General features: G+C 64.2%; 14 protein-coding genes. 8 read left to right on the top strand and 6 right to left on the bottom strand.

Going from position 1 to position 14,032, the window contains the following annotated elements:
* Positions 1–2 precede the first annotated feature (2 nt).
* The 8 genes from PanNE5_RS22270 to PanNE5_RS22235 all read left to right on the top strand — a co-directional run bounded on the left by PanNE5_RS22270 (position 3) and on the right by PanNE5_RS22235 (position 7,482).
* Entirely contained in the window at positions 3–1,625 is a 1,623-nt protein-coding gene (locus tag PanNE5_RS22270) for a restriction endonuclease (protein WP_017235163.1), read from the top strand.
* Positions 1,626–1,734: 109 nt separating this feature from the next.
* Positions 1,735–2,379, top strand: coding sequence for an FMN-binding negative transcriptional regulator (locus PanNE5_RS22265; RefSeq protein WP_261938832.1), 645 nt, complete (start codon positions 1,735–1,737; stop codon positions 2,377–2,379).
* A gap of 118 nt (positions 2,380–2,497) precedes the next feature.
* A complete protein-coding gene (locus tag PanNE5_RS22260; protein ID WP_017235161.1) occupies positions 2,498–2,656 on the top strand; it encodes a hypothetical protein in 159 nt (52 codons plus the stop codon).
* Positions 2,657–2,707: 51 nt separating this feature from the next.
* On the top strand, positions 2,708–3,640 hold the full coding sequence (locus PanNE5_RS22255; RefSeq protein ID WP_232424695.1) for a DNA/RNA non-specific endonuclease: 933 nt from the start codon (positions 2,708–2,710) through the stop codon (positions 3,638–3,640).
* A gap of 106 nt (positions 3,641–3,746) precedes the next feature.
* Entirely contained in the window at positions 3,747–4,028 is a 282-nt protein-coding gene (locus PanNE5_RS22250; RefSeq protein WP_017235159.1) for a hypothetical protein, read from the top strand.
* A gap of 1,219 nt (positions 4,029–5,247) precedes the next feature.
* Positions 5,248–5,415 (top strand): hypothetical protein, encoded by a 168-nt coding sequence (locus PanNE5_RS22245; protein ID WP_017235157.1) that lies wholly within the window; start codon positions 5,248–5,250, stop codon positions 5,413–5,415.
* Between the two features lie 29 nt (positions 5,416–5,444).
* A complete protein-coding gene (locus PanNE5_RS22240; RefSeq protein WP_157211533.1) occupies positions 5,445–5,780 on the top strand; it encodes a hypothetical protein in 336 nt (111 codons plus the stop codon).
* A 241-nt stretch (positions 5,781–6,021) separates the two neighbouring features.
* The gene (locus PanNE5_RS22235) at positions 6,022–7,482 is read left to right on the top strand and encodes a M20 family metallopeptidase (protein ID WP_261938831.1); all 1,461 of its coding nucleotides are present in this window, start codon (positions 6,022–6,024) and stop codon (positions 7,480–7,482) included.
* A gap of 117 nt (positions 7,483–7,599) precedes the next feature.
* Here PanNE5_RS22235 and PanNE5_RS22230 read toward each other — a convergent pair whose 3' ends face one another.
* The 6 genes from PanNE5_RS22230 to PanNE5_RS22205 form a co-directional block, all read right to left on the bottom strand.
* Positions 7,600–8,853, bottom strand: a complete 1,254-nt coding sequence (locus tag PanNE5_RS22230) for a hydantoinase/carbamoylase family amidase (protein ID WP_261938830.1) — start codon at positions 8,851–8,853, stop codon at positions 7,600–7,602.
* 56 nt (positions 8,854–8,909) lie between these two features.
* Positions 8,910–9,860, bottom strand: a complete 951-nt coding sequence (locus PanNE5_RS22225; protein ID WP_017235153.1) for a dihydroorotate dehydrogenase — start codon at positions 9,858–9,860, stop codon at positions 8,910–8,912.
* Complete coding sequence (locus tag PanNE5_RS22220) at positions 9,853–10,785, bottom strand: dihydroorotate dehydrogenase electron transfer subunit (protein WP_246174161.1); 933 nt, start codon at positions 10,783–10,785, stop codon at positions 9,853–9,855. Before PanNE5_RS22220 ends, PanNE5_RS22225 begins: the two co-directional genes overlap by 8 nt.
* Positions 10,786–10,834: 49 nt before the next feature.
* Complete coding sequence (locus PanNE5_RS22215; protein WP_232424696.1) at positions 10,835–11,986, bottom strand: MFS transporter; 1,152 nt, start codon at positions 11,984–11,986, stop codon at positions 10,835–10,837.
* A gap of 260 nt (positions 11,987–12,246) precedes the next feature.
* Positions 12,247–12,573 (bottom strand): hypothetical protein, encoded by a 327-nt coding sequence (locus PanNE5_RS22210; protein WP_232424694.1) that lies wholly within the window; start codon positions 12,571–12,573, stop codon positions 12,247–12,249.
* 168 nt (positions 12,574–12,741) lie between these two features.
* Positions 12,742–13,794 (bottom strand): porin, encoded by a 1,053-nt coding sequence (locus PanNE5_RS22205; RefSeq protein WP_261938829.1) that lies wholly within the window; start codon positions 13,792–13,794, stop codon positions 12,742–12,744.
* Positions 13,795–14,032: the final 238 nt, after the last annotated feature.

Genomic DNA, 14,032 nt, shown 5'->3' with positions numbered 1-14,032 from the left:
TAGTGAACCGGGGATTCGAGAGCATCATTGATCGTCTGGCGCGTGAGTTTTGGCGCGCCGCGCACGTGCGCGAGCAGCAGCATGCGCAAACGCTGGCGCGCTCGCTGGCGGAAGTCCGCGCCGTGGATCAGGCATTGCGCGCCATGGAAGCGGCGCCGGTCGCCGACGCCGCTGCGCGTGAGCGCACGCAAGTGGCGTGGCGACAAGCCGAAGCGGCCGCGCAGGGCGCTCAGGCCAAACTGGAGGTCGCGCGGCTGGAGCGATTGCTCGCCGACGGTCTCGCGCGCGATCTGCGCATTGCGCCGGCCGACCTGCGCGCAAGCACCACGCCGCCGGTGCTCGATACCCGGCATCTCCCGAAGATTTTGCCCAAGCCCGAGTGGGAAGCCTTCGCGCCCGAGAAGCCGGGCCGGCTCGCGCTGGCCATGCCGGGCGCGTCGGGGCGTTACGAGCAAGCCGTCGCCAAGGCGCGTGGCGAGTTCGTGCATGCGGAACGCGAGCACGAGGCATCGAAGGTTCGCCGAGCGCAGGGTTCGATGATTCTCCAGATCGCGCAGCAAAAGGCCACGGAAGCTGCACGGGCCGAGAGTGCACGTCACAACGCGGCGGTGGCCGATTTCGAAGGGGCACTGTTGCGCGGCGAAGCGGCGGCCATCACGGGCTATGCGCGCATCGTGCTCAGCCGCAGTCCGTATCCCGAAGCGTTCACGCAGACGCTCGCGGCGCACTACGTCGAGAATCACAAGCTGCTCGCCATCGGCTATGACGTGCCGACGCTCGACGCCGCTGTGCCCGTCGCGTTCGACTATCACTACCATGCCGCGCAGGGGCGCGTGGAGGGCGTGCCGGCAAGCGATGCGGTCCGCGCGAAGGTGTATGCCAACGCGTTGCGCCAGCTCGTGCTCCGCTCGCTGCACGAGCTGTTCTCGGCGGATCCGCTGCGTCAGGTGAACGCCATCGTCTTCAATGCGTACGCCAGCGATGGCGATACCCGCGTGTGTCTGGCGAGCGTCCATGTGGCGCGCGCCGACTTCGCGGCGCTCACCTTGGCCGAGGGCGATCCGGCGGAACATTTGGCGGCGCTGGGGGCGCGCGTATCAGCGTGCCCCGAGGCGCTGGAGGCGGTCGCGCCGGTGGCCGGCGTTGACATGACGAAGGTCGTCACGGACGCCGACGTCGCCGTCGACCGCCGCTTCAATCTGATGACACTCACCGACAAGGACTTCACGCAGGTGATGTTCCACCTGCTGCGCTCGCACGGTTTCGAAGGGCCGCCGCTGCTGCCCGGCGAGCAGGCGGGCATGCTGACCTGCCGTGCGTGGGATCCGCATCCGATTTTCGGGGGCGACGTTGTCGTGCACGTCTATCGCGACATGCACCACGGCGCACGTCTGGAGATCGCCGCCGCGCGCACCATGCTCGCCGAGATGCAGAAGATTGGCGCCGCCCGTGGCATGTTGATTACCACGGGGGCGTTCGACGATGGGGTGGAAGAGTTCGCACGCGATCGTCGCATCGAGCTGCTCGCCGGACATCATCTGGTCTTCCTGCTCAAGGAGAACGCGGGCGTCGATGCCAGCGTCGGGGTGCCCGAGGCACTCGCCCCCGCCGCCGCGCCGCTCTGACCGTATTGTGGCACCAAGAAAATGATCGGTTTTGGGTCTTTGCCAAGGGCCATGGAAGGGCGTAGGCTCGGCGTCATTCCCTTCCCGCTGCTTTTGTCCGGAGTCGTCGATGTACCAGCCCGTCGCCTTTGCCGAGGATCGCCCTGAAATCCTGCACGACCTCATTCGCACCCATCCGCTTGGCCTGCTCGTCAGCGCCGGTTCGCACGGGCTGATCGCCGATTCGATTCCGTTTCTGATGTATCCGGAGGAAGGCGAGTTCGGCCTCTTGCGTGGGCATCTGGCGCGGGCCAATCCGCATGCTGCGGCGCTGCGCGGTGTCGACGATTGCCTCGTGGCATTTACCGGCCCGCAAGGGTACATCACCCCCTCGTGGTATGCCGCCAAGGCGGAGCACGGCAAAGTCGTGCCGACCTGGAACTACGCCGCGGTGCATGTGTGGGGCCAACCTCGTGTGATCGACGATACCTCGTGGTTGCGCCGTCTCGTCGGCGATCTCACGCAGTCGCAGGAGCAGCGGCGTGCCGCGCCGTGGGCGGTGGAAGAGGCGCCGGCCGATTACATCGACGGCATGCTGCGCGCTATCGTCGGCGTGGAAATTCCGATTCGCCGCATCGAAGGCAAATTCAAGATGTCGCAGAATCGCGCGATGCCCGATCGTGTTGGCGTGGTGGACGGCCTGCGAGCCGAAGGCGCATTGAGCGAGCCGTTGGCCGCGCTCGTTGCGCTGCGAGGCGAGGTGTCCGGGGGGTGATGGCGGCGAACGTCCAGCCCGCGGCGCGGTAACGATACGAAACAATTCTCGGGCGCGCCGGACCGGTTGTGTGGGGGCGTCCCCGCATACAATGCGGCATCCCAACTCGGATGCCGCAATGAAGACGCTGCTCCTCGTGCTCGCGCTGGTGCTCTGCGTGCTGTTCCTGGCGCAGGCGTGGCTGCCGAGTGCGCACGCCGACGAGTGCGACAACCTCGGTCCCGCCCAGACCCTGCAATGCGCCGCTTACGGTGTGAGCAGTGTCGTCCCCGAATAGCGGTTCATCCGCTACAATCGCACCCCCTCACGTCTTACCGTAAGCAGTGCGATGAAGCAGTCTCGATGGACGGTCACCACGGTGCGCGCGAGCCGCTTGCGCGCGATGGCCGGGCAGTTGGCCGCCTCTCTGGCCCCCCTTACCCGAGTCGGGGTCGTGACGTCCGTCATGACTTTGTCGGGCCATGCAATCGCCGCCGCTTCGGCCTGCGGGGATCATTACTGGGCCGCTACCGCGCCCGACATTACCCTGTCCGCCATGAAGCGCGACGTGCGCGAAGTGTGCTTCAGCGCGTTCGGTGTCATGCATTCGGGGGTGACACGTACCCCGCTCTGGTCGGCCGAGCACCTGAGCGCAGCGGGCTTGCGTGACGCGCGCCAGATCTCGCGCGTCAACAATTTCCATGCCGAATCTCGCCTTCCCGCCGATGAGCGGGCCGAGCTTCGCGATTACGTGCGTTCGGGATACGACCGGGGGCACATGGCGCCCTCGGCCGACATGCCGGATGCGCAAGCGCAGTCGGAAAGCTTTTCGCTGTCGAACATGGTGCCGCAGAACAGTGAGAACAATCGATATTTGTGGGCGGGCATCGAGTCGAGCGTGCGTAAGCTTGCGCAGGATCGGGGCGAGTTGTTCGTCATTACGGGCCCGCTGTTCAAGGGCAAGTCGATCACGCAGGTCGGCGATCGGGTGATGGTGCCCACGCAGCTCTACAAGGTCGTCTACGACCCGAAGCGCAAACAGGCCGGTGCCTACCTGGTGGCGAACGAGGCCACGAGCGATTATTCGGTGGTGAGCGTGGCGGAACTCGAGACGCTCGCCGGCATCGACTTCTTCCCGGGCATGCCGTCGGACGTCAAGCGCACGGCTATGCGCCTGCCCGCGCCCAAGGCGGCGGGCGGCAAGCGCAAGCGTGATCCGAGCGTGCCGTCGTATCGGGAGGTGCAGACGGTGCTCGATTTCTTGCGTACGATCATTCGCTAAGCACGACGCCGATCGCCACGGGCGTTGTCCTTGCACCGCCACTGAGGATGGCCACCCCGTCGGCCGATCTCAACTGACTGACTATCCCTCGATTCAGGAGTCCCGAATGTCCACGTCGTCTTCTGCCAATGACGCGTTCGTCCCGTTCGCCAATGATGCCGACGCGCTCACGCTGGGTGAGCTGAACGTCGAAAACCATACGGACCACGTCGCGCTCTTCGGCAATCTTGAGATTCGCCGTGATGCCGAAGGGCTGCGTCAGGCGCAGACGCTCAAGGCGGTGCTCGACGCCGTGGTCGCGACGCTCTCCCGCGCCGATCTGCCGGCCCAGGCGGGCGCGCCGGGCGGCACGACGGCGCGACAGGTGAAAAATCCGTTCGAATCGTGACCCTGGCGGGGAGGGGGGCGCATTTCCTTCCCCCGGATTTACCCCAGCTTTGTCGCTTATTCGAATAATCGATGTTGCGCTGCACGATACCGCGCACCGGACACGCCTACGCTGCTTCGAACACCCGGGTCGTCCGGCCGGCCACCGCTGTCACACCTGCGACATGACTGGCCCCGTCGCACCGGTTGAAATCCATAATTCCAAGATCCATGCGGGTTGCGCGACAACTTGTCGCACCTGCGACATTGTGTCGCATTGACACGTCATCTCATAAATCTCGAGTTGCGTCGGAGGAGCGGTCTTCAACCTCACTTGCTCTCGTCTCGGAATCCATCGAAATCAAGCCGTTGGCTTGCGGCGACGCAGCACGGATGGGGGGTTTACGGCGGCTCGGCGAAGCGCATACTAGCCCTGCGTCTCGTCGATTCCGACAGTGTGAATCGATGGCGGGCAAGGCTAAGAACACTAAACAACGCGAGGTAACTTATGCACATCCGTTGGAAAAAAGTGTATTCGAGTGGTTGGGGAACGATTCATCACGATGCACCCCGTTCCCATCGCAGCGCGAGCGAGCGCGAGCAGCTCTTTCAACGCCTTTTGACAATCGCGATCGCCTGTAGCGTCGGCGGATTCGTGCTCTTGTCGGTCGGTGCGGCCTTCCTGGGACGCTAAAGTCACCCATCTTCCTTTTCGTGCGCGGCACCGCCTCCGGCGGACGGCCGCGCCGCGTTGCTTCGGCTAACGCTTTTCCACGACTTCCAAGCCTATGCCACCTCCCGAGCTTATGCTACGGAGGTTTCGGCACGTTCGCCGCGCCGCTTCAATCACCCGATGCAACGGTACACCCGCGATGTTTTGAAACGTTTTGTTACATGAGCACGGCGTTTCGGAAAGGCTGGCACGTCTGAATTGCGGCAAATCGCTGCCATTTCCCTTAAAGATTTGAAGCCGCCTGCGATAAAACGCGTTAAGCACGTTGATATCCATCGTCGATGACGTGGTCTCTCGTGGCGCCGGCGCAGCATTCTGCGGGTTCACGCTATTGCGTTATCGAAAGAATAGTGCGATCTTGAACCGACGGCGCTGTGTCGGAATTTTGGGTAGTCCTGGGTTCCGGATTTGCCCGGATTTATCCGAATTGTCTTGCGTCTCAGAATTTTCGATAAAGAAGAAAAAAGATTATCACGCGGGCCGGTTTGATTGATTTGTGAGGTGCGCCATGGAAATTCGCTGGGAAAAGTTGTACTCGGGCGGATTGGGTCGTTTTTACGACACTTCGGAATCGAGCCGTCGTCGGGCGCGGCGTGCGCAACTGGCATGGTTTGGCGTCGTCATCTCCGTTGGCATTGCCATCGGCGCCGTCGCCATTGCCTGGCGCTGGCTCTGATGGTCGTCGCGGCAGCGCACCGCTTGAGGATGACGGCAACGGTGGTGGGGCTCGCGCTCGCCGCGAGCGCGTCGGTTCACGCCCAAACGTCATCCGCGACGCCGGCGCCGTCCGAACCGCTCGATGCTGCCGGGAACCCCTGCGGGGCGCTACGTGCGCTGCCTGCCGACGTCACGCAATACCGATACGAGGCATCGAACGGGTGCGACCGTCCGGTCTCGTTCTTTTGGCGGTGCAGCGCTGCGGATGCCGAGCATTCGCTGGACATCCCCGGCAAGGGAGCGCAATCGACCTCGTGTTTGAAGGCGGCAGGGGCCGCCGGAGAGATCGTGTTTCGTTTCGGCCCGCCAGGCACCGGCAACTGAGCGCCCGCCGGCCCGTCTTCCCCTTCGCATGGCGCAAGTATCGTGAGCATGCTGGCGCGGTGCCCAGGGTGGACGCGCGCTGTCCTGACGGCCAGTCGCCACTGCCGCCGGGAATGGCTATGATGTCGTCATACGGCCCGTCGGCGTACCCGACGCGTGCCCTGGCAGGATCCCAGAGCCACGCTTGATCCGCTCGGCCCGGTCCGCCACATCGAACAAGCCCTCCCTAAGGACGCCCCCCATGAACGACATCGTCACCCCGACTCAGCCGTCGCTCGACACCGCTGCCTTGCGCGAATTCGTCGATCGTAAATGGAACGAAGACATCCTGCACGCGCTGACCGACTACATCGCCGTGCCGGCCAAGAGCCCGGGCTTCGACGCCGACTGGGCACGCAATGGATACATCGATCGCGTCGTGCGCGACGCCGCGCAATGGGCCGAACGCCAGCCGGTGAAAGGACTGAAGCTCGAAGTGATTCGTCTTGACGGACGCACGCCGGTTATCTTCTTCGAGGCCCCCGCCACGCGCTCGGGCAGCGACGAAACCATCGTGCTTTACGGCCACCTCGACAAGCAACCGGAGTTTGACGGATGGCGTCACGACCTGGGCCCGTGGACGCCCAAGTTTGAAGACGGCAGGCTCTATGGCCGTGGCGGTGCAGACGACGGTTACGCCATCTATTCCAGCGTGACGGCGCTGGCCGCCCTCGATGCCCAGGGCGTGGAACGCCCGCGCTGCGTCGGTCTCATCGAGACGTGCGAAGAGTCGGGCAGCTACGACCTGCTGCCGTATGTCGATGCGCTGCGTGAACGATTGGGGCGTGTCGGCCTGGTCGTCTGCCTCGATTCGGGGGCAGGCAACTACGATCAGTTGTGGCTCACGACGTCGCTGCGCGGCCTGATCTCGGGCAGCCTTGAAGTGCAGGTGCTTGACGAGGGTATCCACTCGGGCGGCTACGGCGGCATTGCGCCGTCGAGTTTTCGCATCATGCGCCAGTTGTTCGAACGTCTGGAAGACGCGGGCAGCGGCAACGTGCTGCCGCAAGGCTTTCACACGCCGATTCCGTTGCAGCGCCTGAAAGAGGCGGAAGCGACGGCGCGCATTCTTGGCGACGACGTCTGGAAGAAGATGCCGTGGGCGTGCGGTCAGGATGGCAGCTCGGTGCTGCCGACCACGACCGATCCGAAGGAGGCCCTGCTCAATTCGACGTGGCGTCCGTCGCTGTCGGTCACCGGGGCGGCAGGCCTGCCGGCGCTGTCGGATGCGGGCAACGTGCTACGTCCGCGCACGGCGTTCAAGCTGTCGCTGCGTCTGCCGCCGCTTGTCGACGCCGCGCAGGCCGTGGCCGAACTCAAGTCGCTGCTGGAGCTCGATCCGCCTTACAACGCGAAGGTGACGTTCAAGTCCGATGCCGGCGCAGCCTCCGGCTGGAACGCGCCCGATGTGGCGCCCTGGCTCACGTCGGCGCTCAATACCGCATCGCAACGGCACTATGGCGAAGATGTGGCGTACATCGGCCAAGGCGGTACGATTCCGCTGATGAATACGCTCCAAGCCGGTTTCCCGACGGCGCAGTTCATGGTGTGCGGTGTACTCGGTCCCAAGTCGAACGCGCATGGCCCGAACGAGTTCCTGCACGTACCCTATGCGAAGAAACTGACGGCTGCGGTCGCCGAGGTGATCGCCCTGGCGCCGTAAGGCCGTTAAGATTCTTAAGGCCGTCAAGGTGACGCGCCTTGATAGTGAAGTGACGACGCATGACAAAACGGGCCGCATGTCAGCGGCCCGTTTTTTTGCGTTGACGCAAGCGCACGCTCAGAGTCGATGCGTGACGGCGTCCAGTACCTGCACCCCACGCATGAAGTCGTCGAGATCCATACTCTCGTGTGGATTGTGTGAGCCGTTGGCGTTGCGCACGAACACCATGCCGCTAGGAATGCCGGCGTTGGCGAAGATGGCGGCGTCGTGGCCGGCGCCGCTCGGCACCCGTTCCTGCGCAAGATCAAGCGTGCGACAAGCGTCGACCAGCCACGATGACACCTGCGCATCCATGATCGCCGGGGGCGACGCGAGTCGCCGGTCGAACACGAATTGCACGCCACGATCGCGTTCGATGGCGCGGCACTCGGTACGCATCAACTCGTAGAACACGTCGAGCGTATCAGCGCTCTGGCTGCGCACTTCCAGACTGAAGTCCACCTTGCCTGGAATGCGCGAGATGGCATGCTCGGCGGGATCGGTGCCGACGATACCGGTCGTCACCACCAGATCGATGCCGCGCGCGAGCAGGGCGCTCCAGTGCTCGTCGAGACGCGTGATGAGATCGGCCACCGCGAACATGGCGTCGTGACGCAGCCAGCGCGGCACGGCGCCCGAGTGGCCGGCTTCACCCACGCATGACACGCGGTTGTGCCGCACGTTGCCGCGAATGCCGGGCACGATGGCCACTGGCAGGTCGCGCGCGATCATCACCGGGCCCTGTTCAATGTGCAGTTCCAGCCACGCCTTGGCGCGTGAGGCGTCGAATAGCGTGGCGCCGTCACGAATCGCGTCGATATCGGCACCAGCCTCGGCCATACATGCCGCGAGCGTGCGGCCATGCGTGCGGTGGGGCATGGCCAGATCGGCATCGTTCAGTTTGCCGAACAGCGCGCTCGACCCCATGTACGCGCGACCGAACCACGCGCTTTCCTCTCCGCGCAAGGCGAGTACGCGCACCGGCGTGGATGTGCGACGCTGGCTGCGTTGTTGTTCGACGAGGCACAACAGACCGCCCACGATACCGGCAAGACCGTCGTAGTTGCCGCCTTGCGGCACCGAATCGAGATGCGATCCGATCCATGTGGCGGGGGCGTCGCCGGTGTCGTCGGGCAGCGTAAAGACCAGATTGGCGGCGCGGTCGCGCGAGACGGCCAGTCCCTGATGCCCGGCCCATTGCGTCAAGTACGCGGCCGCGGCATTCTCGCCCTCGCCGTAGCTGTCACGGGTAATGCCGACGCCATCGTCGCCAAGGCGACGCAGGTCGGTGAAGAGTTGCTCGGCCAGCGGGGCCAGCGCGTTCAGTTCCATGAGTGTGCTTCTTTTCGCGTAAAGCATCGCGAGGGTTGCGTAAAACGTGCGACGGCTCAGCCGGATTGCTGTGCGAATCGCAGCCAACGGTCGGTCAGTTGGGCGTCGAGCGCGACGGCGCCGGTGAGTGTTGCAATGCGCTCGACGGCCTGCGCATCGCAATACGCCGCCAGTCCATCGACGATGTGTCCCATGACGGCTGGATCGCGGAACGACGCTGTGCCGACTTGCACGGCCGATGCGCCCGCGAGCATGAATTCGACCGCGTCGTCTGCCGTTTCGATGCCACCGCAGCCGATGATCGGAATGTGTACCGCCCGATGGCACTGATGCACGAGCCGAACGGCGAGCGGTTTGATCGCCGGGCCGGAGAGTCCGCCCATCACGTTGCCGAGCTTGGGCTTGCGCGTGCGCACGTCGATGGCCATGCCCAGCACGGTGTTGCCCATGACGATGGCGTCGGCGCCAGCGTCTTCCGCCGCTTTGGCGATCAACGCGACCTGGCCGGCGTTGGGCGTGAGCTTGACCCACACCGGATGCGAGGTGCGTCGGCGAATGGCGCTCACAGCCTTGTAGGTGCTCTCGGGCAGCATGGCGAAGGCCATGCCGTCCGCCTCGAGGTTCGGGCAGGAGATGTTCGCCTCGATGGCCGCGACTTCCGGCAGCGACAACGTCTCGCAGGCTTGCCCGAAAGACTCCGCCGTGTCGGCCGACACCGACACAACCACAGGCGTATCGAAACGCGTATAGGCGGGCAGCACGTCGCGCCGGTAGGCGTCGAGCCCCTTGCTCGGAATGCCGATGGAGTTGAGCATGCCGCTGGCGGTCTCGGCCACGCGCGGCGTCGGGTTACCCGCACGGCTTGCGGGTGAGACGCTCTTGATGACGAGCGCACCGAGCCGGGTCAGATCCAGCGCTTCGGCATATTCGAGCGCGAAGCAGCCAGAGGCCGGCATGACGGGATTGCGCAGCGCAAGCGACCCGATGCGTACGGAAAGATCAGCCAAAATTCACCTCCCCGACGACGTCGCGAATCGGAAACACCGGGCCTTCGCGGCACACGCGCAGGAATTGCTTGTCGCCATCGCGATCGAACAGGCGCACGCACGACAGGCATACACCCATGCCGCACGCCATGCGTTGTTCCATCGCGACCTCGGCCGTGATGTGCGGATGAGTGCCCAGCACACGCTGGAGCAGCATCAGCAGACGATGCGAGCCGCAGGTGTAGACGGCGTCGTGCGGTGTGGTGTCGAGCAGGGTACGTATGCGCGGCTCCAGTGCTTCGACGGCCGACGAGCCGTCGGTGTCGAACACGCAATGCACGTCGGCCAATGCGCGTGCTTGGGGCGAGCGCAGGAATTCGTCGCGCATCAAATCGGCGTCGGTGCGGGCCGACATGACGACCGTCAACTTCAGCCCGGCCGCCGCCGCCCGTTGCACGAGCGGGGCCATCGTCGCCAGACCGACGCCGCGCGCGACCAGCATGACGCGCTGCCACTGCCCGGACTGCGTATCGAGCGTGAAGGTATTTCCGAGCGGGCCGACGATATCGAGCGTTGCGCCTTCCGGCAGGGTGGCAAGTGCGCGCGTGCCGACGCCCGTGACGTTGTAGAGAAACTCGATGATGTCCGGCTCGGGGCCGGTGCCGTAGACGCTCATCGGGCGCAGCAAGAAGGGGGCGTCGCTGTCCGTGACCGGACACTTCAGTTGGTAGAACTGGCCAGGCTGTGTCGTGAGCGCGATGGGCGCATCGGCCTGCAAACGCAGATAGCGGTAACGCGCATTGACTGCGTGATGCGTGAGCACGCGGCAGCGATGCGTCGCGACCGTGAGCGCGCGGCAAGACGCATCGCGAGGGTCGTGTGTGTCCGAAGGCAGCCCACCCAATGCGCGGGTGAGGTCGGTACGCGTCAGAGTGGAGACTGACATGGGGGGCTCCGGAGAGTGGGGGCTGGCGTTGTGCACGTCGCGCATCTCGTTATTCGAGTTCGACGCCCTTGAGTTCCGGGATCAGGAAGCGCGTCGCGATCATGTCGAGCACATACAGGCTCGCGAGCAGCGCGATGGCAATCTGGAACGAGTAGCGGGCGGCGAGCGCACCAACGACGATAGGCCCCAGCCCGCCGATGGCGCGCCCGATGTTCCACAGCACGTTCTGCGCGGTGGCGCGTGCCGCAGTGGGGTACGCCTCGGACATGAGCGTGCCGTAGCCGCCGACCATGCCGTTCACGAACATGCCCATCAGCACGCCGGCGAAGAGCATCACCGTCGGGTCGGTCAACTGGGCATAGACGATCACCATGACCACGGCACCCGCCTGATACAGCAGGAACGTGGGACGGCGTCCGATACGGTCGGCCAGTTGCCCGAAAACCCAGACGCCGATCATCATGCCGATCACGGTGGCCGCAGTCCAGAGGCCGGACTTCGTGAGCGAGAAACCGAGCTTTTGCGAGAGGAACGTCGGCAGCCAGATCATGATCCCGTAGTAGCCGAAGTTTTGAACCGAGCAGAGAATCACGATGCCCAGACTCACGCGAGTGGTGCTGGCGTCCTTGACGAGCAGACGGAAGGCGCTGCTGCTCTGACCGGGCTGCGCGGTCTTGCCGGTGCGTCGTACGAAGACTTCGGGTTCATGCAGCTTGTTACGCAGTACCCATGCCATGAGCGCAGGCAGCACCCCCACGAGGAACATGCCGCGCCAGCCGATGTGCTGGAGCAGCAGCGGAGTGAGCAGCGCTGCGGCAAGTACGCCCGTCTGCCAGCCGAGTGCGACGTACGACGAGACGCGTGCGCGTTTGGCCGCAGGCCAGGCTTCGGCGGCCAGCGCCATGCCGATGCCGAATTCGCCGCCCAGCCCGATGCCCGCAATCGTGCGATACGCGAGCAGGTCCCAGAAGCCCTGCGCAAACGCGCACAGCCCGGTGAAGACGGCGAACAGCAGGATCGTCCACGTGAGCATGCGCACACGGCCATAGCGATCCGAGAGCGCGCCGAACAGAATGCCGCCGGCGACGGCGCCGATCAGCGTCCATGTCACGAGAGCACCGGCCTGTCCGCGGGAGAGCTGCAGCCCCGCCGTAATCGCCGGTAGCATGAAGCCGAGAATCAGCAGATCGAAACCGTCCATTGCATACCCAATGGCAGAGCCCGCGAGCGCTTTCCATGCGTAAGGGGTGACGAGATCGTCGGACGTGGCGCCCGCGCGTTGCGCACCCGGTGTGTTCAGGTTGACTTCCATGATCGGTTCCTGTGAGGCGGCGAAGCGACGCGGCGGAAGCCGCTACGTCGGTTTCGTCCAATTTTGCCAATCTGTCTAAATTTTTAGACAATAAAGTGAAAAAATCCCGCCTGGGATGCACGTCAAGACTCGCTCGTCGTTACGCAACGTCACGCATAGACCTCGGTCGTCAATTGCGCGGCGAAGCCGTTCAGCGAGGCAAGGAAGCTGGCATCGGAGGTGGCTGCCGCATCGCGCAACATCGTGGCATAGGCCTTGCTGCGTGCGAGAAATGCCTGAAAGGTCTCGCCGCTCGCGGCAATGCCCGACTGGCGTTCCGCGAACGTTTGCGCGGCCTGCGCCAGCAACAACAACGCAGCGGACTCGCGCGTGGCTGTCCTCGACGCATTGAGACAACGCGCGGCAAAGTCTTCGATGTCGGACAAACCGACCGTCTCGCGTTGTAACCAGACGCATGCAAGTTGCAGATCCATCATGCTCTCCATTTGTCTAAATATTTAGACTAAACGAACCCGGTGAGGCAGGCAAGGCGAAAATAATTGGGTCAAACCCTGATATCGAGGCCGTGCGATGGCGTTCGTCACGGGCGGCAATCGTCCGCCGTTGCCTGCCTCGGGAAGGCCGGCGATGTGACCAGCCTTCGCTCAGAACTTCATGCGCAGGCCGGCGCCGTAGGTCTGGCCGGTCGACAGATCGCTCATGTGGTCGTACTTGTACGCGGCGTAGATATCCGTACGTTTGGATAGCGGATAATCATAGCCGAGCGCCCAAGTGGTGCGACGCTGATTGTCGCCCGAACCGTTCGAGCCGGTGTAGGCGACCGAGGCGAGCACGCTTCCGCGGCCGAGCGGCACCGAGGCACCCAACTGTCCGGTATTGGCATGGAAGTTGCCGCTCGCGGCCTGACTTGCGATGAGCATGTACTGAGCGAAGACCTTCACCACGGCGAAGTCGTACGAGAGGCCGAGCTGTGCCGTGTTCTGGTTGGTCAGCCCGGTGACGCCCGGCAATTGCGTGCCAAAGTCTCCCGGCGTCGTGCTGAAGTTCACGTACTGATAGTTCACGGCCGCGGCGAACGGGCCGTTGGCGTAGGTGATCGCAGCGGCCCACTTCTTCGCGCTATGGTCGGTCGGGCTGTTGCCCGTCGCGTATAGCAGCGTGCCCGCCATCCCAGCGTATGTCGGCGACGTATACGCGACGGCGTTGTTCCAACCCGAGTCGCCCACCACGCCTTGCGTTCCCAGACCCTTGTAGGTGTGGAAGATCATCGGCGAGAAGGTATACGAATTGTTGAACGGGTTGAACCGGATCGTGGCGAGATAAAGCGGGGTGGTGATGCGACCCAGGTGCAAGGTGCCAATGGCGCTGGACAGACCGACGTATGCGTTACGCGAGAAGAAGCTGTCGCCGGCAAAGCGGCCGTACGTTCCGTTGTTCGGCTGGAAGTAGCTTTCCAGCACAAACAGCGCGCGGTTACCGCCGCCCAGGTCTTCGGTGCCGGCCAGCCCCCAATACGACGTCGTCATGCCGCCGCCTTGCTGCACGACGGCCGCGTTGCCGCCGGGGTTCTTCACCGAGCCGACGTAGGCGTCTGCCAGGCCGTAGAAGCTCACGCTCGATTGCGCGTGAGCCGTGGTTGCGAGCGTCGCGGCGCCCAGTGCGGCGGCGCCAGCCACCTTGTGCCAGGTTTTCATCATTCCCTCTTTGTCTGTCTAAATTTATGGACGAAGCGCAGGCTATCGCTGCGAGCATATGGGGCATCCTCCACGAAGCATTGGGTTTGCCCGCGTTGCGGAGCAGGCCCGTGCCATGGGATCCCCGTGATCGGAATCGTGCCGATGTCTAAAAAAATAGACAATAGAAAAATATTCGACAAGTCGATGTGGGGTGTTTGCGACAGTGCCGGGGAGGGGGAACGGCACTGTCTCGGCGGCA

Origin of the sequence: Pandoraea sp. NE5, assembly GCF_024363545.1 — a bacterium.
Taxonomy (GTDB): Bacteria; Pseudomonadota; Gammaproteobacteria; order Burkholderiales; family Burkholderiaceae; genus Pandoraea; species Pandoraea cepalis.
The sequence above is the reverse complement of the archived record's forward strand: the minus strand, read 5'-3'. Positions and strand labels throughout refer to the sequence as shown.